The sequence below is a fragment of the Lysinibacillus fusiformis genome (genome assembly GCF_016925635.1).
In the GTDB taxonomy this organism is placed as follows: Bacteria; Bacillota; Bacilli; order Bacillales_A; family Planococcaceae; genus Lysinibacillus; species Lysinibacillus fusiformis_F.
In genome coordinates, this window is sequence record NZ_CP070490.1 from 499,859 (window position 1) to 524,474 (window position 24,616).

Annotated in this window: 21 protein-coding genes; 5 read left to right on the top strand and 16 right to left on the bottom strand. The window is 38.9% G+C overall.

Annotation, left to right across the window (positions count from 1 at the left end; genetic code table 11):
* Positions 1–11 precede the first annotated feature (11 nt).
* The 5 genes from JTI58_RS02450 to acsA form a co-directional block, all read right to left on the bottom strand.
* Entirely contained in the window at positions 12–1,142 is a 1,131-nt protein-coding gene (locus tag JTI58_RS02450; protein ID WP_205447050.1) for an acetylornithine transaminase, read from the bottom strand.
* A gap of 72 nt (positions 1,143–1,214) precedes the next feature.
* Positions 1,215–2,000: an acetylglutamate kinase gene (gene argB, locus JTI58_RS02455; RefSeq protein WP_205445005.1), complete on the bottom strand. Its 786-nt coding sequence runs from the start codon at positions 1,998–2,000 to the stop codon at positions 1,215–1,217.
* Positions 1,963–3,195: a bifunctional glutamate N-acetyltransferase/amino-acid acetyltransferase ArgJ gene (argJ, locus tag JTI58_RS02460; RefSeq protein ID WP_205445007.1), complete on the bottom strand. Its 1,233-nt coding sequence runs from the start codon at positions 3,193–3,195 to the stop codon at positions 1,963–1,965. The genes argB and argJ overlap by 38 nt, the downstream gene beginning before the upstream one ends.
* A 56-nt stretch (positions 3,196–3,251) precedes the next feature.
* A complete protein-coding gene (gene argC, locus JTI58_RS02465; protein WP_205445009.1) occupies positions 3,252–4,286 on the bottom strand; it encodes an N-acetyl-gamma-glutamyl-phosphate reductase in 1,035 nt (344 codons plus the stop codon).
* Between the two features lie 228 nt (positions 4,287–4,514).
* Positions 4,515–6,242, bottom strand: coding sequence for an acetate--CoA ligase (gene acsA, locus JTI58_RS02470; protein ID WP_431844391.1), 1,728 nt, complete (start codon positions 6,240–6,242; stop codon positions 4,515–4,517).
* Between the two features lie 321 nt (positions 6,243–6,563).
* On the opposite strand from acsA, the gene JTI58_RS02475 reads away from it, so the two are divergent.
* Genes JTI58_RS02475 through JTI58_RS02485 form a run of 3 tightly spaced genes read left to right on the top strand, consistent with a single transcriptional unit; the run spans position 6,564 to position 9,028 of the window.
* A complete protein-coding gene (locus JTI58_RS02475) occupies positions 6,564–7,196 on the top strand; it encodes a GNAT family N-acetyltransferase (protein WP_036078398.1) in 633 nt (210 codons plus the stop codon).
* Between the two features lie 24 nt (positions 7,197–7,220).
* Positions 7,221–7,868: an acetoin utilization AcuB family protein gene (locus tag JTI58_RS02480; protein ID WP_205445010.1), complete on the top strand. Its 648-nt coding sequence runs from the start codon at positions 7,221–7,223 to the stop codon at positions 7,866–7,868.
* Positions 7,868–9,028, top strand: a complete 1,161-nt coding sequence (locus JTI58_RS02485) for an acetoin utilization protein AcuC (RefSeq protein WP_205445012.1) — start codon at positions 7,868–7,870, stop codon at positions 9,026–9,028. Before JTI58_RS02480 ends, JTI58_RS02485 begins: the two co-directional genes overlap by 1 nt.
* A gap of 195 nt (positions 9,029–9,223) precedes the next feature.
* Here JTI58_RS02485 and ccpA read toward each other — a convergent pair whose 3' ends face one another.
* Positions 9,224–10,228, bottom strand: coding sequence for a catabolite control protein A (gene ccpA / locus JTI58_RS02490; protein ID WP_205445014.1), 1,005 nt, complete (start codon positions 10,226–10,228; stop codon positions 9,224–9,226).
* Positions 10,229–10,402: 174 nt separating this feature from the next.
* Positions 10,403–11,488, bottom strand: coding sequence for a bifunctional 3-deoxy-7-phosphoheptulonate synthase/chorismate mutase (locus tag JTI58_RS02495; protein ID WP_004226108.1), 1,086 nt, complete (start codon positions 11,486–11,488; stop codon positions 10,403–10,405).
* A 173-nt stretch (positions 11,489–11,661) separates the two neighbouring features.
* Between JTI58_RS02495 and pilM the strand changes: the two genes are divergently transcribed.
* The gene (pilM, locus tag JTI58_RS02500; RefSeq protein ID WP_205445015.1) at positions 11,662–13,815 is read left to right on the top strand and encodes a pilus assembly protein PilM; all 2,154 of its coding nucleotides are present in this window, start codon (positions 11,662–11,664) and stop codon (positions 13,813–13,815) included.
* A 52-nt stretch (positions 13,816–13,867) separates the two neighbouring features.
* Here pilM and JTI58_RS02505 read toward each other — a convergent pair whose 3' ends face one another.
* From JTI58_RS02505 to JTI58_RS02545, 9 genes are all read right to left on the bottom strand, one after another.
* Positions 13,868–14,368: a YtxH domain-containing protein gene (locus JTI58_RS02505; RefSeq protein WP_205445017.1), complete on the bottom strand. Its 501-nt coding sequence runs from the start codon at positions 14,366–14,368 to the stop codon at positions 13,868–13,870.
* A gap of 133 nt (positions 14,369–14,501) precedes the next feature.
* Positions 14,502–15,005, bottom strand: coding sequence for a DUF948 domain-containing protein (locus tag JTI58_RS02510; protein ID WP_004226103.1), 504 nt, complete (start codon positions 15,003–15,005; stop codon positions 14,502–14,504).
* Between the two features lie 110 nt (positions 15,006–15,115).
* Positions 15,116–16,429, bottom strand: coding sequence for a UDP-N-acetylmuramate--L-alanine ligase (gene murC, locus JTI58_RS02515; protein ID WP_205445019.1), 1,314 nt, complete (start codon positions 16,427–16,429; stop codon positions 15,116–15,118).
* Positions 16,430–16,658: 229 nt separating this feature from the next.
* Positions 16,659–19,868 (bottom strand): DNA translocase FtsK, encoded by a 3,210-nt coding sequence (locus JTI58_RS02520; RefSeq protein ID WP_205445020.1) that lies wholly within the window; start codon positions 19,866–19,868, stop codon positions 16,659–16,661.
* Between the two features lie 262 nt (positions 19,869–20,130).
* A complete protein-coding gene (gene ytpR, locus JTI58_RS02525) occupies positions 20,131–20,745 on the bottom strand; it encodes a YtpR family tRNA-binding protein (RefSeq protein ID WP_205445022.1) in 615 nt (204 codons plus the stop codon).
* A 2-nt stretch (positions 20,746–20,747) separates the two neighbouring features.
* Complete coding sequence (locus tag JTI58_RS02530; RefSeq protein ID WP_205445023.1) at positions 20,748–21,566, bottom strand: DUF1444 domain-containing protein; 819 nt, start codon at positions 21,564–21,566, stop codon at positions 20,748–20,750.
* Positions 21,567–21,636: 70 nt separating this feature from the next.
* Positions 21,637–22,155, bottom strand: a complete 519-nt coding sequence (locus JTI58_RS02535; RefSeq protein WP_205445025.1) for a hypothetical protein — start codon at positions 22,153–22,155, stop codon at positions 21,637–21,639.
* 94 nt (positions 22,156–22,249) lie between these two features.
* On the bottom strand, positions 22,250–22,771 hold the full coding sequence (locus tag JTI58_RS02540) for a DUF84 family protein (RefSeq protein WP_205445026.1): 522 nt from the start codon (positions 22,769–22,771) through the stop codon (positions 22,250–22,252).
* A gap of 59 nt (positions 22,772–22,830) precedes the next feature.
* Positions 22,831–23,907 (bottom strand): M42 family metallopeptidase, encoded by a 1,077-nt coding sequence (locus JTI58_RS02545; protein WP_205445028.1) that lies wholly within the window; start codon positions 23,905–23,907, stop codon positions 22,831–22,833.
* 165 nt (positions 23,908–24,072) lie between these two features.
* Here JTI58_RS02545 and JTI58_RS02550 point away from each other — a divergent pair, with 165 nt between their 5' ends.
* The gene (locus tag JTI58_RS02550) at positions 24,073–24,387 is read left to right on the top strand and encodes a hypothetical protein (protein ID WP_205445030.1); all 315 of its coding nucleotides are present in this window, start codon (positions 24,073–24,075) and stop codon (positions 24,385–24,387) included.
* Positions 24,388–24,616 lie beyond the last annotated feature (229 nt).

The window sequence follows — 24,616 nt, forward strand, 5'->3', positions numbered from 1 at the left end:
ACTGAAGTCTATCACGGTAATATGCTCTTTAAAATAGCTACTGCTTTATCAATCTCTTCCTTTGTGACCGTTAATGGAGGTAAGAGACGAATAACAGTTGGCCCTGCCCCCACTAGCAAAAGACCGCTCTCTTCTGCTGCCGAGATATAAGGCGCTACTTCAGTGTCACCACACCCAATCCCTAACAGAAGACCCTGTCCTTGAACGGTATAGCTAGAAGGTAATTGAGCTTTTAGTTGTTCCACAAAATAGGCAGATACTTCTTGTACCTGCTGTAAAAAGGCTGGCTCAAATACATGACTCAACACGGCTTGTGCCACATTCATCGCAAGAGGATTTCCACCAAATGTTGTCCCATGTGTTCCTGGACTAAATGTAGCATGAAGCTCAGCAGTCCCTAACATTGCACCCACAGGGAATCCACCACCTAAGCCTTTTGCCAATGTCATGATATGTGGCTTTAATACAGTTTGTTCAAAGGCATAGCGCGTTCCTGTTCGTCCAATACCTGTTTGCACTTCATCAATAATTAGTAGTATCCCTTGCTCCTCACAGGCTTTTGCAATAGCTGTAGCAAATTCTGCTGAGACGCTATTAACGCCACCCTCTCCTTGAATCATCTCCAGCATAATGGCTGCCACAGAATCATCAATGGCTGCTTCAAGTGCAGCAACATCATTAAATGGTAAAATCGTAAACTTTTCCACGAGTGGTCCAAAGCCATTATGTACCTTGCCTTGACCTGTTGCAGACATAGCTCCAAATGTACGACCATGGAATGATTTTTCGAACGTAATCATATGATGTTTCCCTGTATGTTTTCGTGCTAATTTAATGGCCGCTTCATTAGCCTCAGCCCCACTATTGCAGAAAAAAGCATGAGCAAAGTGCGTATTAGCAATTAATTTTTCTGCTACCTTTTCCTGACCTGGTATATCAAAAAGATTTGAAATATGCCATAGCTTTTCACTTTGCTCTTGTAGCGCCTGTACAACGGCTGGATGGGCATGACCAAGACTCACCACAGCAATGCCACTTGTAAAATCTAAGTATTGCTTCCCTGTAGAATCTTCAACAATTGTCCCCTGACCTTTGACAATTTGTGCACGACGCTTGCCGTAGTTCTCGAATAAAACACTCATGTTATCATCTCCACTATCATTTAAAATAGTTTCTTTCAACAACTATACTTCTCAAGCTATCCTATTAGAACACTAGAAAGAATGAAGTTCACTTGAGGCTACAATCGTCGTCCCAATTAATGTTGCACCCACGATTTGTACGGAAGGGATTCCTGCCCGTAAACAGTCGATGGCTCCTTGTACTTTCGGAATCATCCCACCGTATATATGACCCTGTTCTGTCCATTGGTCAATGAGTGAAGGTGTAGCTATTGTTTGGTATTCATCCTGAATACGTATACCACTCACATCCGTCACGAGTAATAAGCTATCTGCTCCGACCGCTAACGCAATTTCACTTGCCACCGTGTCGCCATTAATATTAAGAGCCTGACCTGCTTCGGTAGCACCTACGCAGGCAATAACAGGTACAATTCCTACATCCATTAAAGCTTCTAATAAGGATGTATTGATGTTTGTTATCGCTCCGACAAAGCCATACATATCTTGATCCAAAAAGTCCGCAACCATCAGCTGACCATCAAAGCCATTTAATCCGATGGCTGCTATACCGGCGGTTGTTAATTCATGAACTAACGCAGGGTTCACTTGGCCTATTAAGGTCGACTGGACAACCTTAATAGCTGCCTCATTTGTGACGCGTATTCCATTTAACGTATGAGATTGTATGCCTTGAGCAGCTAGTTCACGATTAATGGCTGGCCCACCCCCATGGGTAATAATCAGCTCTACTCCACTCTCTTGTAATCTTTTAAAATTATTAAAGAAAGCCTCATTTAAACCTTCCAGTGTACTGCCCCCAAGTTTAATGACCATACGTTTACGAGCGGTATGATGCATTGATTTGGACATAGTCATACGTTAAGTCACATCCCCAAGCATGCCCCTGACCATCACCCACACCAAGAGACACATAGATTTTTACTTCATGCATTTTTAATATTTGTATTAACTCATCCTCAGAAAAAGGAATCGGCTCACCGTTTTCTACCATCGTAGCCCCACCAATTTGGATGGTAATTTTATCTGGATCAACTGTTGCGCCACTATATCCTACCGCTGCAATAATACGCCCCCAGTTAGCATCACAGCCGAAAACAGCAGTCTTTACAAGTGGTGAACCAACGACTGTTTTTGCAATTTTACGTGCTTCCTCGTCTGAAAATGCACCAACAACTTCCACTTCAATGAGCTTCGTTGCCCCTTCACCGTCTTTGGCAATCATTTTTGCTAAATCTTCCGCTACTGTTTGCAATGTGTAATAGAAGTTTTGCCAATCTGGATGCTCAGGTGTTAAAGAATCATTTCCTGCTAAGCCATTAGCCAATATCACCACCGTGTCATTTGTGGATGTATCCCCATCAACTGTAATCGCGTTAAATGTTAAATTAGTAATAGTCGATAAAGCTGCCTGCAACACATCAGATTCAATGTTGGCATCTGTTGTAATAAAGCCTAGCATTGTTGCCATATTTGGTTCGATCATACCTGAACCTTTTGCAACACCAGCGATAATAACTTCCTTGCCATCCACAGTTGTACTATAGCTCGTGTTTTTCATGACAGTATCTGTCGTTAAAATAGCCTGTGCAAAGTCAATAGCACTTTCTAAACTGTCCTTTGGCTCTAACAGTTGAATACCGTTCGCTACTGGCTCTAATTTCATCATTTCCCCAATAACGCCTGTTGAGCAAACTCCTACTAAATTTGAAGCAATCCCTAATTTTTCAGCAGCTAGCTCTTGCATCGTTTGGGCATCTTTTACACCTTGCTTACCTGTACAAGCATTGGCATTGCCAGAATTTACGATCATCGCTTGCATTTTCTTAGTTGTATAAACAACTTCCTTCGTGACTTTTAATGGTGCTGCTTGCACAGCGTTTGTTGTAAAAACACCTGCTACACTTGCTGGTACTTCACTTACTAAAAGGGCTAAATCCTTTTTCTTATGCTTTAAACCACAATGTAATCCTGCTGCTTTAAAGCCTTTTGGTGAAACGATATTTTTACTTGATAATTTTTTCATTACATTCGTTGAAGTGATTACTGTCATTCAAAATTCCTCCTTAGTTTAATAAATAAGAGAAGCATACAGTTTCCTGCATGCTGTTAAATAAAGAACGGCACGACATCTAGTCCTGTCGTTTGTGGCAAATCAAATTGCACATTCATATTTTGGATAGCTTGCCCTGCTGCCCCTTTGACGAGATTATCAATCACACTGACAATTGTGGCCCGATTTGTACGGGAATCTACTTTCACTAAAATATCGCAATAATTTGATCCTTTGACACGATTTGTCCCTAAACTTGATGCATCGGTCACAATCCGAACAAATGGATGATTTTCATAGGTTGCCTGTAAACAAGTGATCAATTGCGATTCTGTAATACCTGGCATTACAGGGGCATAAGATGTCGCCAAAATTCCCCGTGTCATGGGAACCAAATGCGTATTAAAAGTAATCGTTGTCTCTACTTGAGCAAACATGGAAAGTGCCTGTTCAATTTCTGGTATATGCTGATGTGTATTTACTTTATAGATTGAGAAATTCTCATTTGTCTCACTAAAATGGGTAGTTTGTGAAGGCTTATTGCCAGCTCCTGAAATGCCACTCTTTGCATCAATCACTAGAAAGCTAGGATCAATTAAGCGTTCTTTTACAAGTGGTAGTAAGGATAATAAGACCGCTGTCGGGTAACAACCTGGATTAGCAATGAGTGGTGCTTGACGTATAAGCTCTGCATTCCACTCTGTTAAACCATATACACTCTGTTGAACACTATGGAACGGTGCCGCTTTTTTGCCATACCAGGTTTCATAGCTTGCGAGATCTTTTAATCGAAAATCACCAGATAAATCGATTATTTTTGGTCCTTTCCCAACCAAAGGCGGTAAAAGCTCACTTGTTACCCCGGATGGTGTACTCGTAAAAACAACATCAAATTTTTCTAAAGTGTCATACGCTATCTTTTGTAACGGTGTATCAGCTATCCTAACAAGATGACCAAATTTCGAAGAAAAAAGAACACCCTCTTCTGAAGAAGTAAATAAATCAATCTGATCTACAGCTGGATGATTATGTAAAAACCGAATAAGCTCTAGTCCACCATATCCAGTTGCTCCAACAATACCTACTTTCACTGCACTCACCTCTGAAATAAGTTAAAAATAGTATACGTCTGCATATTTATTAAGTCAACTGAATTTTTATTTAATTACCTGTTTTTTTAAATAGACATTATTTCACCTTCACACCACTTGTAAATTCAGAAAAAAGAAGGCAAGAATCCCTTCGCTCATCGAATGAATCCCTGCCTTCTTTTTATGCACATGTTGTATAAATATCAATTGTTGTCTTAGTAGAGATGATTAATCTTCCATCGTTGATAAATCACCAGTCGGTAAATTTAATTCCCAAGCTTTCAATACGCGACGCATAATTTTACCACTACGTGTTTTTGGCAATTTATCTTTAAATTCAATTTCACGTGGTGCTGCATGTGCAGATAAACCTTTCTTAACAAAATCACGTATATCGTCAATTAATGCATCAGAAGGTTCAACACCTTCTCGTAAGGATACAAAGGCTTTAATGATTTCCCCTCGCACCGGATCTGGTTTCCCTATAACTCCTGCTTCAATTACATCTGGATGCTCAAGCAGTTTACTTTCCACTTCAAATGGCCCAACGCGCTCACCAGCCGTCATAATGACATCATCCACACGTCCTTGGAACCAGAAGTAACCTTCATCATCCATATAGGCTGAATCTCCAGATACATACCATTCTCCTTTTAGGAAATAAGATTCATAGCGCTCTGGATTGCCCCAAATTTGGCGCATCATGGCAGGCCAACCACGATGAATAGCAAGATTCCCCATTGTAAAAGGTGGCACCTCATTACCTGCATCATCTACAATTGTCGCATGAATACCAGGAAGTGGTTTCCCCATTGAACCTGGCTTAATATCCATCGAAGGATAATTACAAATCATATGGGCTCCTGTCTCTGTCATCCACCATGTATCATGTATACGATGTCCTAGTTCCTCTACTCCCCAGCGAATAACTTCTGGATTCAAAGGCTCACCAACAGATAGTACATGACGTAAAGACGTTAGATCATAGCTTTCAAGCAAACCACTTCCTGCACCCATCAGCATACGGAACGCAGTTGGTGCACTGTACCAAACTGTCACACTATAATCTTCAATAGCTTGATACCATGCTTGTGGTGAGAATCTTCCCCCAACAATTAGCATTGTTACACCGTTTAACCACGGGCCAAAGATGCCATAAGCTGTTCCTGTAACCCACCCAGGATCGGCTGTACACCAATAAATATCATCTTCGCGTAAATCAAGTACCCATTGTGTCGATTGATATTGCTGAACCATAGCATTATGGACATGCAATACCCCCTTTGGAGCACCAGTTGAACCTGAAGTATAGTGAAGAATCATACCATCTTCTCTGTCTACCCACTCTATTTCAAAATGAGCTGAAGCTTCTTTTAAATGTTTAGTAAAGTCTAGGATTTGAGCTGTTTCCTCAACATCCTCCCCTACTAAAAAGATATGCTCCAATTTAGGCAATTTAGCTAAAGGTACACGTTCAAGTAACGCTGGTGTCGTGACTAATACTTTTGCCTCACTATCAGCAAGTCGATCATACACAGCACCTTCCATAAAAGCTTCAAACAACGGTCCAACAATAACACCCATTTTCAACGCACCTAATAATGAAAAGTAAAGCTCAGGTGAACGTGGCATAAAAATAAATAAACGGTCACCCTTTTGCAAATTAGTAGCCGTTTTAAAAACGTTCGCTGCTTTGTTTGTTAACCTTTTCATTTCATTAAATGAGTATGCCTCTTTCCGTTTACCATCATTAAAATAAAGTGCCACCTTATTTTTACGATGTGTTTCTGTATGACGATCGATAGCCTCATACGCCATATTCACTAAACCTGTTTCGAACCAGCTAAATGCCTTTTCCGTATCTGCCCAATTATGAGACTCTGCCACTTCTTCATAATTCATTAAATGGTGTTGACCAGGTAAAGCCATTAACTTCTCCTTCATTTTCATCCCCATGAAAATACCCCTTTCTTCGCTTTTGTTTTTGACTAAATTTCAACAATCCCCCCTGTTGAAATTCAGAAAATATTTCAAAAGCAAAATTGATATGTAGCTATTGTTATATAACAGTTATCCATAGTAATAATGTTCAAATTCCCAACAGCACTACTTTTATCTGTTGAATAACAGAAGCAATATAATCTTATTTTACACGAATTCAGATAGATTGTCTCAATATTTTTATTTTTCCAAAAATACAGGTATATTTTGCAAAAATAAGCGTTTTTACGCAAGAAATCAGCTATAATGGAATTATTAAACTCAGGTGGTGTAATTATGGAACATAAAAAAACTTTTTTTTCTGTCACAAAGGAAACAAAGCATGGTACTGTGTATGTGGAAGGACCTGTGCCTCCAGAAAAATTAGCTACATATTCATTCCATGAAGGCCTGGTTGCCTTCAGACCTCCAAAACAACAGCAGCAGGCCATTATAGAAATTGCAGGACTTCCTGAAGGCCGAATTATTATTATTCGAAACGAAGATATTATCGTAGGCTATGTTACCTATCTTTATCCTGATCCACTTGAACGATGGGCAGAAGATCGTATCGATGACATGATTGAATTAGGCGCCATTGAAGTCATTCCAGACTACCGTGGAACTGGTGCTGGTAAGGCACTACTAGCCGTTTCATTTATGGGAGATGAAATGGAAGATTATCTTGTGATTACTACCGAGTACTATTGGCATTGGGATTTAAAAGGAACTGGTTTAAATGTTTGGGATTACCGCAAAATGATGGAGAAAATGATGAGCTCCGCTGGTTTCGAATATTTTGCCACGGATGATCCCGAAATTACATCACATCCAGCCAATTGCCTTATGGCGCGCGAAGGAAAACGTGTGCCTCCTGAGACAATGGAAAGATTTGATAGGCTTCGTTTTAGAAATCGTTTCATGTATTAAAACCAATACAAAGGGGATGCATATATGATTGTAGAAGAAATTATGAATGATGAGCCTTACACATTAGCTCCTACCAATACAGTGCATGAGGCTCTGAAGTTAATGCGTGAAAAAAAGGTTCGTCATTTACCAGTTGTAGATGACGAACGCCACGTTTTAGGTGTAATTACTGAACGAGATATTAAAGAGGTCTTGCCTTCATCTTTACAGGATGAACCAAACTCTCCTGTTTTTAATGCAAAAGTAGAGGAAATTATGGTGAAAGACCCTCTTATAGGTCATCCACTAGATTTTGTTGAAGAGGTAGCACTTACGTTTTATGAGTCAAAAGTAGGCTGTTTACCTATTGTCTCTGGCGGAAAATTGGTAGGCATTGTTACGACAACAGATTTACTCTATACCTATATAGAGCTGACTGGTGCTACAGAGCCTGGGTCCAAAATCGAAATTCGAGTATCAGATACACCGGGAGTTTTATTTGAAATCACGAAAATATTTCACCAACATCATGCCAATGTCCAAAGCGTCTTAGTTTATCCTGACTCTGAAAATACACAAAACAAAATTTTAAGTGTCCGAGTAAAAACACTAAATCCTTTAGCAATGATTGAAGATCTACGTAAAGAGGGCTTCGATGTCCTATGGCCTAATTTACCAGGTGTTTCGCTATAATGAAAAAGGCCGTATTCGTATACTCGCCGGAACAACTCGGATATAAATTTTCAGATACACACCCTTTCAATCATAAACGCTTAACGCTAACTATGGATTTACTAAAAAATATTAATGCTCTCGATGATGTAGATATTGTGCCAGCACGTGTTGCAACGGAAGAAGAATTGTTGCTTGCACATGATCCAAAATATATAGACATCGTGAAAAAAGCAGGACATGGTGAATTATCAGAAGCTCAATGTGAAAGTTATGGTATTGGCACTGAAGATACCCCCATTTTTGAAAATATGCATGAAGCAAGTGCACAGCTAGTTGGTGGAACTTTAACGGCTGTTGATTATGTAATGGAAGGGAAAGCCGAACACGCCCTTAACCTTGGCGGTGGACTCCATCATGGTTTCCGTGGTCGTGCGTCCGGTTTTTGTATTTACAACGATAGCACGGTTGCTATTCGTTACTTGCAGGAAAAGTACAATGCTCGTGTACTTTATGTAGATACAGATGCTCATCATGGAGACGGTGTCCAATGGAGCTTTTATGAGGATCCTAATGTTTGTACACTGTCCATTCATGAAACAGGTCGTTATCTATTCCCTGGAACAGGAAATATTACCGAGCGTGGTAATGGCCAAGGCTATGGAACCTCGTTTAATTTTCCAATGGATGCTTTTACAGAGGATGAAAGCTTTCTAGAAATCTATGAACAGTCCATGCGAGAGATTTTTGAATTTTTCAAGCCAGATGTAGTATTAACGCAAAATGGTGCAGATGCCCATTACTTTGATCCATTAACACATTTACATGGAACCATGAATATTTATCGCGAAATTCCTAAGCTAGCTCATCAATTAGCACATGAGTATTGTGATGGTAGATGGATTGCTGTTGGTGGCGGTGGCTATGATATTTGGCGAGTGGTGCCTCGTGCCTGGTCCATGTTATGGTTGGAAATGACTGAACAAGCGTTACCAACAGGACCACTCCCTCAAGCATGGCTTGATCGCTGGCAACCAGAAGCACCTGTTCCTTTTATTCCAACATGGGAGGACCCAATTCCTTTATATGAGCACATTCCTCGTAAAGCGGAAATAGAGGAAAAGAATGCTCAAATGTTAGCAAAGTCGCTACATATTATTCGGAATGAAAAACGAGATTAACCTCTTTGCCTCACGATATTCGTGGGGTTTTTTCTTTGAATCGGAGAGCTATCCACTGCTTTTGGTGGTATATTCATCCATTCTTGCGTTCTATCCAGCACTTTTGAACTGCTACCCTCTATTTCTGCTGTTCTTTCCATCAATCAATAAAAAAACACGCAAATCCTTCAGAAGCGATTTACGTGTTAGGAATCATTATTTACTTTTGACAGATTGTCGATGCTCAATACGGTGTGGTAAAATTACCGCCTCATCCTCGACTGCTTCCTTGCTCATTAACTTTGTCAGCAGGCGCATAGCAACAGCACCAATATCGTAAAGCGGTAGTGCGACACTTGTTAGCTGTGGGCGAACCATTCGCGCTAGCTTTGAGTTCTCAAAGCTGATAACTTCAATATCCTCTGGAACATTTTTGCCAGCGTCTTGTGCGCCATGAATTAAACCGATGGCCAACTCGTCACTACCTGCAAAATAAGCTGTTGGTGGCTGTTCAAGTGCAGATAAAATCTCCCAAGCCTCTAAGCCCATATCATAACTGGACTCTTCTGCGGCAATTAATGCTTCATCTATTGGTAAACCAGCATCCTGCAATGCTTTCTTATAGGCTGCTAGCTTGAATTTTCCGTTAATTGTATACGAAAGTGGGCCAGTAACGAAACCAATCCGTGTATGTCCATTTTGAATAAGTAAAGAAATTGCTTCATAAGCTGCCTGGAAATAATCGATATTCACAGTTGCAATTGTTTGGGATTCATCCACAGAGCCTGCAAGCACAATCGGTACTGGCGAATGATCCATCGTTTGCTGCATTTTTTCTGTGACCTCATCACTCATCATGACAATACCATCAACCTGTTTTCCAAGCATTGTATCCAGTAGCTGTAACTCTTTATCTTCATGTTGATCTGAGTTGGCTAAAATAATATTATAACGATACATTGTGGCAATATCCTCTACACCACGAGCCAGCTCCGCATAAACATTGTTTGCAATATCTGGGATAATCACGCCAACTGTTGTTGTTTTCTTACTTGCTAAACCTCGCGCTACTGCGTTTGGACGGTATTCTAATCGTTCAATTACTTCTAGTACTTTTTTTCGTGTTGCTGGTTTTACGTTTTGATTACCATTGACTACACGAGAGACCGTTGCCATGGAAACATTTGCTTCTCTTGCAACATCATAAATTGTAACAGTCATCGTACGTGCCTCCCTTTTTTCCTATTATAGCCTTATCATACGATAATTTTCATATTATTTTCAAGAAGAACTACGTAAAAACCAAGTACTAATAGTCCTATTCTAGACATTATTTTGTCACGATATAACAAACACCGCCTGCCGAAATAAGCAAGCGGTGTTCGCTGTTAACAATTACGCATGAATTTCATGATTTTTCATGAATTTTTGTAGTGTTTCATAGAATGCGTCAAATGTTGGGATATCCATTTGTTGTTGTGAGTCAGACAATGCAACAGATGGATCTGGATGTACTTCTGCCATGACGCCATCAGCACCGATTGCAATAGCTGCTTTCGCACATGGTAATAATAAATCACGACGCCCTGTTGAATGTGTAACATCTACGAATACTGGTAAATGCGTTTCTTGTTTTAAAACTGGTACGGCTGAAATATCTAATGTATTACGAGTTGCTTTTTCATAAGTACGAATACCACGTTCGCAAAGGATAATGTTTTCATTTCCTTTAGACATAATGTACTCTGCCGCATGAATAAACTCATCAATTGTTGCAGCTAAACCTCGTTTTAATAGGACAGGTTTATTTGTTGCACCTGCTGCTTTTAATAATTCAAAGTTTTGCATATTACGTGCACCGATTTGGATAACATCAATATAATCTAATGCTTCCTCTAAATGACCTGGTGTCACGATTTCAGTAATAACACCTAAACCATATTCCTCTGACACACGTTTTAAAATTTTCAGACCTTCTAACCCAAGACCTTGGAAGTCATATGGAGAAGTACGTGGTTTATAAGCACCACCACGAATTAACTTTTCACCTTTTGCTTTAATAGAAGCGGCAACAGCTGCTACCTGCTCATACGACTCAACCGCACAAGGACCGAATACGAAAGATGGTTTTCCTTGTCCAATTAATTCACCATTGATATTAATAATTGTATCTTCTGATTTCTTCTTACGAGATACAAGCAACTCTTTCTTCTTATCAGCTTCAAGTTGTTTTAAAGCTGTTTTAAAGATTTGCTTAAATATATAATCAACCGTCATTTGGTTTAATGGACCTTGATTGTGTTCTTTAATAAGATCAAGCATGTGTCTTTCACGCAGTGGATCATAGCGATTCACACCTTGTTTTTCTTTAATTTTACCGATTTCATCAACTACAGCTGCACGTTCGTTAATTAGACGAAGAATTTCTAAGTTTAAACCGTCTATTTGACTACGTAAGCTTTCTAAATCTTTTTGGCTCATGCTTTCTTGCTCCTCTCCTCATGACAGACACTTTCAGAACTCTGAAATGTATGTTACATTTTTAGATAATAGCATTATTATAATCAATGTTGTTCAGAATGTCACGCATTTTTAATTTAGCGCTTCAACTCGCTAAATTATTTTCAAGTATGACGCGAAAGGAAGCGATTACATTGAGTTCTAAACTATTCGCACTTGATATTGGCACACGCTCAGTGGTCGGGATTATTCTACAAGAAGAAAATGACCATTTTCATGTGGAAGATATTCTAGTAAAAGAGCATAAAGAACGTGCCATGGTAGATGGACAAATACATAATGTCATGTATGTGGCAGATTTAATTAATGAAATAAAACGTGAACTTGAAGAGAAACACGGGCCTCTCACAAAGGTAAGTGTTGCTGCAGCAGGTCGATCTTTGAAAACGGAACAGGCTAGTGTGACCATCAATATACGTAATCGACCAATTTTTACTGAAGAAGATATTAGTCGCTTGGAACTTCAGGCTGTGCAACAAGCACAGCAACAACTCTTGCAACAAAAAGAGGATGCAAAAATTAGCCACTATTATTGTGTAGGCTACTCAGTCCTCTATTATCGCTTGGATGGCGAGGAAATTGGCAGCCTCTTAGATCAACAGGGTGATGAAGCCCAAATCGAAGTGATTGCAACGTTTCTACCTCGGGTAGTGGTGGAATCACTGATTGCCGCTCTTAAACGGGCGGATTTAGAAATGGAAGCATTGACATTAGAGCCGATTGCTGCCATTAATGTGCTAATTCCTCCAACGATGCGTCGCTTAAACGTGGCACTTGTTGATATAGGAGCTGGGACATCGGATATTGCCATTACGGATAAAAGTACAGTTGTGGCTTATGGCATGGTACCAACAGCTGGCGATGAAATAACAGAAGCTTTAAGCGATCACTATTTGCTAGACTTCCCTGTAGCTGAAGAGGCAAAACGTCAACTACAAACAGCAGAGGAGATACTGATTCAAGATATACTAGGCTTTGACCAGTTCTATCCTAAGGAGGAAGTTTTTTTAGCGATTGAGCCTGCAGTGAAACAGTTGGCAAAGTCTATCGGAGAAGAAATTTTACGACTCAATAACCGAGTAGCACCCAAAGCCGTTATGCTCGTTGGTGGAGGTAGCTTAACACCAAATCTAACTACAGAACTTGGCCAAGTTCTGGATTTACCAGCAAATCGTATTGCTGTTCGAGGTATTGATGCTATTCAAAACTTAACAAAGGAAGAACATATCAAAGCCTCACCTGAATTAGTCACGCCAATCGGTATTGCCATTGCTGCTAAAAAAATGCCGATTCAATATATGAGTTTAACGGTCAATAATCAAGTGGTTCGCCTTTTTGAACTAAAAGAAATGACTGTGGCAGATGCTTTTTTAGCTGCCAATATTCGCGCAAAGCAATTATATGGAAAACCAGGTCATGGGCTTTCTATCAGTGTCAACGGACAGGATATTTTTATACCAGGTGGGCATGGCCAGCCAGCAGAAATATTTGTAAACGGGCAACAGGCATCAACAAAAAGCCTGATTAAAACTGGAGATGCCATTCAGCTAATAGAAGGGCTAGATGGGCAACAGGCAACGGCTACAGTAAGAGATCTTATAGATGAAGCCGCAATAAAGACGGTGACTATTCAAAATACCAAATATGTGATTGAGCCGAAAATTACTGTGAATACCTCTTCTGCATCTCTTGAAACGGTTTTAAACGATCGTGATATCGTCGTTTTTGACATAGCCGAAACAATCGAGGATGTCTTTAAAATCACAAATAATTGGCATTTATTAAAGCAATTTGAATCCTATACGATTCAAGTTGATGGACAACCTTTGTATTTACCAGAATTTTCATCACAGCTAATGATTAATGGAAAAGTAGCTAAACTGAGCTATGCTGTACAAAATGGAGATGTGATTAGCTTCCAACAACCATCTTTACCAACCGTACAACATATAGCAGACCAAATGAACCTTTTGCTAGAGGATAAAATCATCATTCATTTTCAACAAGAAGTTTTGGAACTAAGGAAAACAGCAAATGAAGCGATTGTCAATAAAATGGTTGTGTCACCACAGTCCACTGTACCAAATGGGGCGACTTTAGTATTTAAAGAAAAGGATCGCAGTCGTTGGATTTATCAAGATGTTTTCCGTTTCTCTAATTGGCAGCTACCAAGCGCCTTTAAGGGGAATTTTACGATTTTAAGAAATGGTCAGCCAGCAAGCTTTGATACAGAAATATTCGGTGGTGATCAATTAGAAATACTATTAGAAACTTCACCAATCATTTAAAAAAGGGATACGTTACAACTTTATCTTGTAACGTATCCCTTTATATTATGCACTAAGCACGAACTTCTTCATTTGTCTCTTCTTTTTGTTCTGTTTCTTCTGTCGTCTCTTCGGCTTTTGGTTCCTCACTTGGAAGAAAATCCTCTAGCGGTTCTTCCCCTTCAAAGGAAACCGTACCATCATCAAAAACAGTTGGTGCTTTTGCCGTTTTTAGTGTTTTTACTTTCTCCACTAATTGTGTAGATTGCTCTTGAATTTGTTTAGAAAGTTGCACTGTTTTATCTTTTGCAGTTGTCGAGAAGTCTGCACTCTTATCTTTTAACTGAACAGCTTGTACAGCCACATCACTCCTTAAATCTTTTCCTGATTTTGGAGCTAACAGTAGACCTGCAGCAGCACCTACGATTCCTCCAACTAATGCGCCAATCACAAAATCCTTCATGTTTACACGCTCCTCTTCATAAATCGAGTCTTGCGGATGATAAAGCTGAGGCAATGAACTTTCAAGCTGTTGTTCCTTTACTTCGTTAAAATTTGGCTTTTGAGTTGTCATGCAACAATTCCTCCCCATCTAATTATCAAATTTGTCTAGACTGGTTGTCCATCTACTTTCACAGATGCATCTTCAACTTATGTCTAAGACTTTATTTTTATTCAGTCAGCATGGAATACTCACTGAATAATCATCATTTTTTACGACCCCATTTTCTTTTTGGTGTTTCTTCTACTTGCACAGTCTCAAATGCATAGGCATCAGGTGATACCGATTCTTGCTCAATGATTTTGCGTTTTTTCCATTTATCTGCAATACCCATCGCAACATTACTCCATTGTACAACTTGTGCAATTTTTTCTTCGTTCTGTTCTACGCTTTTAGAAACAGAAGAAGTAATCTGCTGAACAGAATTATTTAAACCATTCACGGAGTCACCAATACCTTTAACAGCTTGAACAACTGAATTTAATTGTTCAGATTTATGTTGAATATCCTCTGCTAAGCTATTTGTTTTTGATAATAAAGACGTTGTTTCGCGTGTAATGCCTTCCATCTGGCCTTCAATCCCAGATAATGTCCCAGCTAAGCTGTTTAGAATGGACTTGAGTGAGAATAAAGTCATGCCCACGCTCACACATAAAATTAAAAAACCGATTGCAGCAATAATGGCTGCAATATACAAAATCACTTCCATAAGTTGACCTCCTGCTAGTAAATTGTCTTTACTATTACTTTCCCTAACTTCGACAAAAAAAAACGGAATTCCTGCTTAAATTTGAGAAAAAACAGCTTAACCCCTACGGACTAAGCTGTTTCATTGTTTTTAAGCACGTCTTCAAAAGCATCTTGGAACTTGTGAACATCACCAGCGCCCATAAATAGGAATACCGCGCCATTATGTTTTGTTAATATATCAATTCCTTCAGTGGTAATCACTGCACTGCCTTCAATAAGTGATGCTAAATCATGAATAGAAAGCGCACCTTGCGTTTCTCTCGCAGAGCCAAATATATCACATAAATAGGCTGTATCCGCAAGGCTCAAACTATCCGCAAAATCTTGTAAAAAAGCTTGTGTACGTGTAAATGTATGTGGTTGGAAAATTGCAACTAGCTCACGTTCAGGAAATTTTTGTCGTGCTGATTGAATTGTCGCACGAATTTCAGTTGGATGGTGTGCATAGTCATCTATTAAAACATTATCCCCTATATCGGTCTCAGTAAAACGTCTCTTTACACCTTTATACGTGTGTAAGCGATCCTGAATAATGTCTGGTGAAATGCCTTCATATTCACATAGCGTAATCACCGCCAATGTATTTAAAACAGCATGATCTCCAAATAACGGGATAAAGAAAGTGCTATAAAATTCATTACGTACAAAAACATCAAATTTTGTACCCTCAGTTGTTTTTTCTACATTACGAGCTTCAAAATCATTTTCAGCACCAAATCCATAATACACAACTGGCACTTTTGCTTGAATACGCTGAAGCTGTTCATCATCGCCACATGCTATAATTGCTTTTTTCACTTGTAATGCTAATGATTGAAAGGCAGAATATACGTCCTCTATATTAGCAAAGTAATCTGGATGATCAAAATCGATGTTCGTCATCACAGCATAATCAGGATTATAGGCTAAGAAGTGACGGCGGTATTCACATGCCTCCATGACAAAGAAATCCGAATTTTCATGACCTGCACCAGTACCATCACCAATTAAATAAGATGTTGGTTTATAACCACCTACCACATGTGCCATTAAGCCAGTCGTAGATGTTTTACCATGTGCACCTGTGATAGCAATGGATGTATAGTTGCCAATATATTCACCTAAAAATTTATGGTAACGAATGACTTCTACACCGATTTCTCGAGCACGTACTAATTCAGGATGATCGTCGGAAAACGCATTTCCTGCAATCACTGTCATACCTTCTTTAATATTATCTGCATTAAATGTAAAAATTGGAATATTACGTTCACGTAACGGTTGCTCCGTGAAGAAATATTTATCGACATCTGAGCCTTGTACTTGTTCACCAGCATCAAATAAGATTTGCGCTAGCGAACTCATGCCAGAACCTTTAATGCCTGTGAAATGAAAAACTGTCATTAATTAAACCCCCCGGGAATTTCAATATCCCATCTATCATCTATTAGGTGTATCGTATTATTTTACGAATGGTTAGGTATTAATACCTTCACAAGTGTTAAAAAATACGTACTATTCAACACATCTTGTCTATTATAGCACTTTTTATGCATAAGGATAGATGTGTAACTTTTCTAAAAAAACTAAATTCGACGTAAATTAGATAATCTAGACGAAAACAATGCAATTCTTATTCAAACATAGTAATTAAATCTTCTTCTGTAATGTAACTTTCACGCGGCTTACTTCCTCTCGCTTCCGAAACAAAACCATGTGATTCTAACATATCAATTAAACGAGCAGCACGATTATAGCCAATATGATACTTTCGTTGAATCAATGAAGTAGAAGCGCCCCCTTGCTCATAGACAAATCGGCAAACATCTTCAAACAAATCGTCCTGTTCTGCGGACACCTCTGTTTTCTTCAATAATTCCTCTTGATCGAAAATATAATCAGGCTCTCCTTGTTCACGAACATGCTCAATAATCGCTTCAATTTCATCGTCTGTAACAAATGTTCCCTGTAGGCGCACTGGCGCTGACATACCATTACCTAAATATAACATATCCCCTCGACCAAGTAACCTTTCTGCTCCCTGCCCATCTAAAATGGTACGGGAATCAATTTGAGAGGAAACAGCAAAGGCAATACGTGTAGGGATATTTGATTTGATTAACCCTGTAATAACATCCACAGAAGGTCTTTGCGTTGCAACAATTAAATGAATACCACATGCACGCGCCTTTTGGGCAATACGGCAAATAGCTTCCTCTACATCTGCTGGAGACATCATCATTAAATCAGCTAACTCATCAATGACAATTAAAATATAAGGCAACTTCAGACTATGTTCATTATTTTTATCCGCTATTGCGTTATAACGTGTAATATCACGTGCACCTGCATGTGCAAATAGTTGATAGCGACGCTCCATTTCCTCTACAGCCCATTTCAGTGCAGCCGTTGCAGCCTTTACATCGGTAATGACTGGACTAACTAAATGTGGAATATGGTTAAATGGCGCCAGCTCCACCATTTTAGGGTCGATCAGCATGAGTTTTAACTCGTGAGGTGCAGCTTTATATAATAAACTAACCAAAATAGAATTAATACAAACCGATTTACCCGAACCCGTTGCACCAGCAATTAAGCCATGAGGCATTTTTCGTAAATCTAACGTAACAGGCTTTCCAGTTAAATCAAGACCTAAAGCTGCCTCTAATGGCGAATCCGACTCAACGAAAGAGGCACTATTTGTTACCTCAGATAATCGAACAGCTCGAGATACTCGATTTGGAATCTCAATACCTATTGAGCTTTTCCCAGGAATTGGTGCCTGAATACGAATATCTTTTGCTGCTAAGGCAAGTTTTAAATCATCTGCTAAGTTTCGAATTTTACTAACCTTCGTACCATGACTCACCGTTATTTCAAATTGAGTAACAGCTGGGCCTTGCATAATCGATTCAATTTGCGCAGAAACTTGGAAATAAGATAATGCTTCGACTAATGTATCGCCCTGTTGCTCCATCCAATCCGTATCCTGTGTTTTTTCCTCTGGTGGCTCTAGGTATTCATCCGTTGGCTTTTGATAGACATGAACTGGCTTCGCAGGTATTACAGCTTCCATTTCTACTACTTGATCCTCAACCGATTCTACTGGAACAGCCTCTACAATTTCTGAAACTACTTCTATGTCGGGAGCTGGTACTGGTTCAAGATCTGGCTCTAGCTCAAGTTCTGGCTCTACCTCAAGTTCCGTATCTAGCTTAAGTTCTGGCTCTTGTTCCAGTTCCGAATCTAGTTCTGGTTCTGGTTCTGGTTCTGGCTCTAGCTCAGGTTCAGGCTCTAGCTCAATCGTTGCTGAAATTTCATCAGCGGTTGCTTTTTCGATTGCTATTCTTTCTTTCTTGGAGATACCTGACATTGATGTAACAGGGGCCATTGTAATCACAGCTACAGGCTCTTCAGCACTGTATTTTGAAGTGACCCTTTCTACATCATCTTTAATATCAAGTTGGACTGGAAAATCTGCTTGTGATTGAACATTCTCTGTCATAAGCAAATCAATGTCCTCTTCTGGCTTTGTTACGCAAGTTTCATTTGTTGTAATGCTGTCTAAGGAAGATGATTCTTCTGTCGTCACATCCACTAGCCTATTTTTCACTGCTTCAGGCTTGCTTTCTACACGGATAGGCTGCTGGGCCACCTTTAATTGCTGTTGAATTCTCCATCTTTCTTTATCTGTTTTTAACATGAGTACATTAAATGGAATTCGACTTTTTTCTTCCCTCGATGCAGTATCAGGAGATTGGTCATCCATTGACGGTTGAACGACTGTAACTTCTCCAATATGGATCGTAGAATTTTCGATTTGTACTTGTTCCACAATCATTTCCTTGACATGGATTTCAGATGAATCTGCAGAAAGTTGTTGAACAGTTTGATCTTGCACAACAGCTTCTTTCACTTGATCTTCAAAATCCATTGCAAAAGAAGACGTTTGAGGTACAGTTGCATTTGATGACAAATTATCCATTTCATCTTTATGCTCAACCAACACTTCGTCCTCAAAAATAATGGGTTCATTTACTGTCGATAGCTCTTTCGGTTGAATGATTTCATGATGCTCTGTAACAACCGTTTGGATTGTGCTAGCCGGCTCTTTTTCTTCTAGTATATTTTCATTTACCTCATTTGTTGTCGCTTCTTTTAAAGGCTTTGCAGCAGTTATCTTTTCAACTGCCTGTACATCAGTTTCTTGCTTCTCATGTTCTTCTTTTCTTTTATCTAATAATTCTTTGATTGGACTTGGTTTTGCAAAACCATAGACGGGTGAAGGCACATCTGTTGGCACAAAACGCTTACGATTCTCAGGTAAAATATTTTCAACTTTTTGTTCTTTCCGCTGACTCTTTTCTTTTGGTGCAGGTGTAGGGTTTATATTAGCAGTCTCATTTTGTGCATCTCGAAACACTAAGCTTGCTCTTGAACGATATTCCTGTTCTAAAGGCTGACTTTTCATCATTGTTTTTCTACCTGTTCGTTTAGAGCGGTTTGCTAATAAATCCCGAATCCCTGAAACCTCTACATCATAAACACTAGAGTCGACAATATGATGATTTAAATGCTTTGGTAACGATAAATCTCCAATTTGTCCATAATCATCCTCATCCATTTGGTCAAACATTTCTTTTGATGGCGTGTATGATGTCCCACCTTCATCATCGTCAATCAAAGGGAAACGGAAAGTCTTTTGCTTAGCCATTGGTGGTTCTTTATGTGTATGTAATTGCTCTGACTGTACTTCTCCATAGTCCTCATAATATTCTTCATACTCATAATCTTCGTCTTCTTTATTAATAAATTTACTAATTTGTTTTTTAAACCAGTTCACTTCGTTTCACTCATTTCTCTTACACTTCATTTATAGCATTGTCTAGTTTTCTATTATTCCATAGCTCAATGTCTACATGAAAAAGCATACCATAAAAACGGTCTTGAAACTTGCATTTAGAGGCTCATTCTAAACAAAAAAATCGTTATGCTACTAGCATATTAGTAACATAACGATTTAGGGCATTTCACCTTGATACAAGGAATAATATCATGATAAAACATTTAAATTTTAATAATTTCTTTTTTAAATAGAGGAATTTTTATTTAGTTGGTGCTTCAAAAGCACTACCAACAATAGCATCCTCTGGTAATACTAAAATTCCTTTTTCAGATGGTGCGTTAGGAATCGCTAATTCACGTGCTGAACAAAGCATGCCGTAAGAATCAACACCACGTAAATTTCCTTCTTTAATAAGCATTCCTGAAGGCATTACGGCACCAATTTTCGCAACAACTACCTTCTGACCTGCTTCTACATTCGGAGCACCACAAACAATTTGTAATGTCTCATCTCCTATATTCACTGAACAGATACTCAATTTATCAGCATTAGGATGCTTGTCCTTTGTCTCTACATAACCAACAACAAACTTTGGAGAAAAATCAACATCAAGATTGATACTAGCTCCATTTTTTTCGATTGCTGCTGTTAGCTGCGCTACTAATTCTGGTGTCACTTCCACTAAGCCTTTTGCTTCTGTTTGGATGTAACTGCTTGCATTAAATAAATTAAAGGCTTTAATTTCTCCTGTTTGAGCTTCCTTTAAAATAGCAATATCTCCAGCGCGTTCTACTACTGTTTTCACAATAGCCTCCGTTGCTAGTTGAACTAGTAAGACATCTCCTACATGCTCTTTGTTGTAAAATACGTTCATTGTTATTCTTGCTCCTTTTTCACTCTGTTTTTGGCTAAGATAAAGATCGGTTCTAGTTCCCCATCTTCATAAATAAAAGATAATGACGTAATCGGTACCGTACCGACAGCAAAGAAATGCATCGTCATCTGTGCTAATACATCATACCCTGTTTCATTGCGAATATCACCTATAATTAATACATCTTGATGTGGCACAGATAATGTCATATCACCTTCCACTAGTGCATGCATTTCTTTCAAAAAGCTATCATTTAAAATACGGCTAGCATCATAGCCATCATTCACATTGACAAAATAAAAAATATTACCTGCTACCTCATCTTTTTTATAAGCGGTTGGTAATTGCTTCACCGAAAAGCGTGCCATTTCTCTAATTTGCTCGACAGTTAATTGTAATGTTTCTAGCATGGATTCATCAATAAAGCGATAGGTTTTACCTAAATCGAGTGCATAAAATATACGTGTTTCAGCTGTATGCTCAGTTGTTATAAAGGCATGTCCTTCTTTCGATGCTTGGGGATAAGAAGTGGCACGAATAACTGGATAAATATGTGTAGTCGTTTGGAAACCCTGTTCTTTTTCTCGCTCCATCGCATTAAAGGTTTGCTCAATCGTGTATACGACTTCTTTAATCGCCGCCTCTTGCTTCTCATTATATTTTGCTAAGATTCCAGGCAAGGAAAGCTCCATCCCTTTTTCAATCGTCTTATGATTCAAACGTAATTTATCATGCTTTTTATCAAAATGAAATTCATATTTCTCTTCAGTTAATTGCTTTTTTAATAGCTCGACTAGTTGTTCGGACTTCATTTGTTTCATCTTTTTCACATCCTAACTTCAAAATGAAACGGCTCACATGTTTGTGAACCGTTCTGTTCAATCCTTCTATTTACTTCATCTTAACCGAATGAACGATTTTCGTCATCTCACGCAAATTATTTTCAATTTGTTTAGCCTTTGAAATGGTTGTCATCTTCACACCACCACTACTAACAATGAGCTCCATTTCATTTTCTTCGTCTGTTTTTAGAACCGCAGTGAAGCCAAAACGACCGTCCTTATCATAAGTTGACTCTTCGATAATTTTGTCAGCTTCATTTTCTTTTAAAAGACTATAATAAAGCTTACTGTCTTGTGCTTCACGATCATTGATAAAAAGAATATAGCTTTCTTTTCCTTTTGAAATCACAATATTATAAGCATCTGAACTGTCTTCAACTTTAAAGTTTGAAGGTAAGTATAATTTAATATCCCCAATTTCCACTGTATGTTCTTCTGGCTCTTCAGCAAAAACCGTCTCCGTTAATTGGAGGCCATTAGCAATTTGATCATCTATAGATTGATTGCAGCCAGAAAGGACAAGAAGTAAAAGCATTAGGCCAATAGCTCTTAGCCATGAAAACGACATGTCTCTCTTCCTTTCACTACGAACTTTTTTCTATTTTAAAAAAATTATTCATCAGATGCAACCTAACTATCCTGTTATTACTAATTCTATTTAACTATTTTTGTGAAATTGTGAACAAATATTGACCGATTAAAAGTGATACAATATGCTCAAACATCATCTGTCTACTCACTAAACCTTGCGTAAAAATACCTACAGCACCTGCACCTTGACGAATATCTCGGCGTTTTGTATATTGTTCCATAATAGGGCCAAGTTCTCCCCCAGTTCTTATTTCCCGGGCAATTTCTTTTGGTAGTATAATTTGTGCACCAGCAGCTGTAAATATTGTCCCGTCTGACACCGTTAAGGCACCCCAGTTACAAACATACATGTCACCATCGATTTCAGTTACGCCACCTTCTAAACCGAATGATAATTCTGCACCTGTTAAAATCAAAGCATTTTTAGCACGATTCATTGCCCCTAATCGGGTTTCTTCATTACTTATTGGTTGATCTGATACTTCAGAAGCAGCTTTCACATGAGTAAAGATAGAACCCTCAAAGTATTTTCGAGCAATTACTTCAACTGCTTCTGTTTTGGCTTTATTGGTTGTGCCAATTGCTATCTTCATCTAATCCCTACTTTCTTTCCATAGAAAAAGATGCCCCTAAAAGGCATCTTCCTAACTTCTTATACATTAGCGCGAATTGTCTCTAATGTCGAACGATCTGCTTTTTTCACTAATTCAACAATTAACGCTTTGGCAGCCGCATAATCATCAATGTGAATAATAGACGCTGAAGTATGAATATAACGTGAGCATACGCCGATAACTGCACTTGGAACACCATCATTCGCTGTATGCACTCGTCCAGCGTCTGTTCCACCTTGGGAGACAAAATACTGGTAAGGGATATGATTTGATTCGGCAGTATCTAAAATAAATTCCCGTATACCACGATGTGTAACCATTGTACGATCTAAAATACGGAGTAAAGTTCCTTTGCCAAGTTGTCCAAATTGACTTTTTTCTCCTGACATATCGTTGGCAGGAGAAGCATCTAACGCAAAGAATAAATCTGGTTTAATCATGTTTGCTGATACTTGTGCACCGCGCAAGCCAACTTCCTCCATTACATTTGCACCTGAATATAAATGCGAACCTAGTTTTTCGTGTTGTACTTCTTTCATTAATTCAATCGCTAGACCACAGCCATAGCGGTTATCCCAAGCCTTGGCCATAATTTTTTTCGGATTTGCCATTGGTGTGAATGGACAAATTGGTATGATGGATTGTCCAGGACGAACACCCATAGCCATTGCATCTTCTTTATTGTCAGCACCAACATCGATGAGCATATTTTTTATATCCATTGGCTTCGCACGTTCTGCATCTGTTAGTAAATGTGGTGGGATGGATGAAACAACACCAGGAATTGCACCATTTTTCGCATATACTTCTACACGCTGTGCAAGCATAACCTGGTTCCACCAGCCGCCCAATGTTTGAAAACGGATCATCCCATTATCTGTGATAGACGTAACCATAAATGCTACCTCATCCATATGACCAGCAACCAAAACTTTCGGTGCACCCGCAACATCACTGTGCTTCACACCAAAAATACCACCTAAATTATCTTGAACAATTTCATCCGAGTATTTTTCTAACTCAGAACGCATGAACGCACGTACAGCGTGTTCATTACCCGGAGCGCCTGGTAATTCTGTTAATGTTTTAAATAATTGTAATGTTTCCTCATTCATGATGACTCTCTCCCCACGAAGTAGAATATTCTTCCTTGCCTATTGTAACACAATTATTTCCGAATTCGAAATATTGATACATTTCCTAAATCCGCTAAATTGTGAACGTGCATTCACTCCATAGGCTATGCTAAAATAAGGGTATAGAAAAAGGAGGAAAAAAGTATGAAATTACGTGATTTTTTAATTGGTGTCGCAACTGGCTTAGCTGCCGCAGTCATTATTAAAGAAGCTAGTGAAAAAGTTTCTCCGTTCGTACCTGCAGGACAAGTACTTGAAAACATAAAAAGAGAATTTAAAAAGGATTCGCCGATTGATGGTTCTTGGATTTTTATGAAAACTGAAGATTTCTCAAATGGTATTATTACCATCCCAGTATATCGCGGGGGGATCTCGCGTATGCATGAAGGTGAGATGCAGACATTCGAATTTGCTGCCGATGCACGCTCTGGTGTTGTCGTGGAACTAATAGAAGTTTAATCATGTATAGACAATAGAAGCCATCTCATTTATTGGAGATGGCTTCTTATAATGTTTATTTTTGTGAAAGGTGAAAAGGGATTTCCGTTGCAGGCTACTTGCTTTCCTATGGGCAACCCCTGGAAAGGACACTGGCGGAACGGAAATCAACCTCTCGCCTTATGAAAAGGTCTTTTTCCGCTAGTGATACTATCTATTTCAACAACATAAGAAGCCATCTCACGAATTG

What these genes read in the sequence shown, in the direction of transcription:
- JTI58_RS02505 (WP_205445017.1), bottom strand. Translation starts at nt 14,368, where the DNA reads ATGACAACTCAAAAGCCAAATTTTAACGAAGTAAAGGAACAACAGCTT.
- argB (WP_205445005.1), bottom strand. Translation starts at nt 2,000, where the DNA reads ATGACTATGTCCAAATCAATGCATCATACCGCTCGTAAACGTATGGTC.
- acsA (WP_431844391.1), bottom strand. Translation starts at nt 6,242, where the DNA reads ATGGGGATGAAAATGAAGGAGAAGTTAATGGCTTTACCTGGTCAACAC.
- murC (WP_205445019.1), bottom strand. Translation starts at nt 16,429, where the DNA reads ATGACAGTTTTTCATTTCACAGGCATTAAAGGTTCTGGCATGAGTTCG.
- JTI58_RS02485 (WP_205445012.1), top strand. Translation starts at nt 7,868, where the DNA reads ATGAAAAAGGCCGTATTCGTATACTCGCCGGAACAACTCGGATATAAA.
- JTI58_RS02540 (WP_205445026.1), bottom strand. Translation starts at nt 22,771, where the DNA reads ATGAAGATAGCAATTGGCACAACCAATAAAGCCAAAACAGAAGCAGTT.
- JTI58_RS02545 (WP_205445028.1), bottom strand. Translation starts at nt 23,907, where the DNA reads ATGAATGAGGAAACATTACAATTATTTAAAACATTAACAGAATTACCA.
- ytpR (WP_205445022.1), bottom strand. Translation starts at nt 20,745, where the DNA reads ATGAACGTATTTTACAACAAAGAGCATGTAGGAGATGTCTTACTAGTT.
- argJ (WP_205445007.1), bottom strand. Translation starts at nt 3,195, where the DNA reads ATGACAGTAATCACTTCAACGAATGTAATGAAAAAATTATCAAGTAAA.
- JTI58_RS02535 (WP_205445025.1), bottom strand. Translation starts at nt 22,155, where the DNA reads ATGTCGTTTTCATGGCTAAGAGCTATTGGCCTAATGCTTTTACTTCTT.
- ccpA (WP_205445014.1), bottom strand. Translation starts at nt 10,228, where the DNA reads ATGACTGTTACAATTTATGATGTTGCAAGAGAAGCAAATGTTTCCATG.
- JTI58_RS02495 (WP_004226108.1), bottom strand. Translation starts at nt 11,488, where the DNA reads ATGAGCCAAAAAGATTTAGAAAGCTTACGTAGTCAAATAGACGGTTTA.
- JTI58_RS02475 (WP_036078398.1), top strand. Translation starts at nt 6,564, where the DNA reads ATGGAACATAAAAAAACTTTTTTTTCTGTCACAAAGGAAACAAAGCAT.
- JTI58_RS02450 (WP_205447050.1), bottom strand. Translation starts at nt 1,142, where the DNA reads ATGAGTGTTTTATTCGAGAACTACGGCAAGCGTCGTGCACAAATTGTC.
- JTI58_RS02530 (WP_205445023.1), bottom strand. Translation starts at nt 21,566, where the DNA reads ATGAAACAAATGAAGTCCGAACAACTAGTCGAGCTATTAAAAAAGCAA.
- JTI58_RS02550 (WP_205445030.1), top strand. Translation starts at nt 24,073, where the DNA reads ATGAAATTACGTGATTTTTTAATTGGTGTCGCAACTGGCTTAGCTGCC.
- JTI58_RS02480 (WP_205445010.1), top strand. Translation starts at nt 7,221, where the DNA reads ATGATTGTAGAAGAAATTATGAATGATGAGCCTTACACATTAGCTCCT.
- JTI58_RS02510 (WP_004226103.1), bottom strand. Translation starts at nt 15,005, where the DNA reads ATGGAAGTGATTTTGTATATTGCAGCCATTATTGCTGCAATCGGTTTT.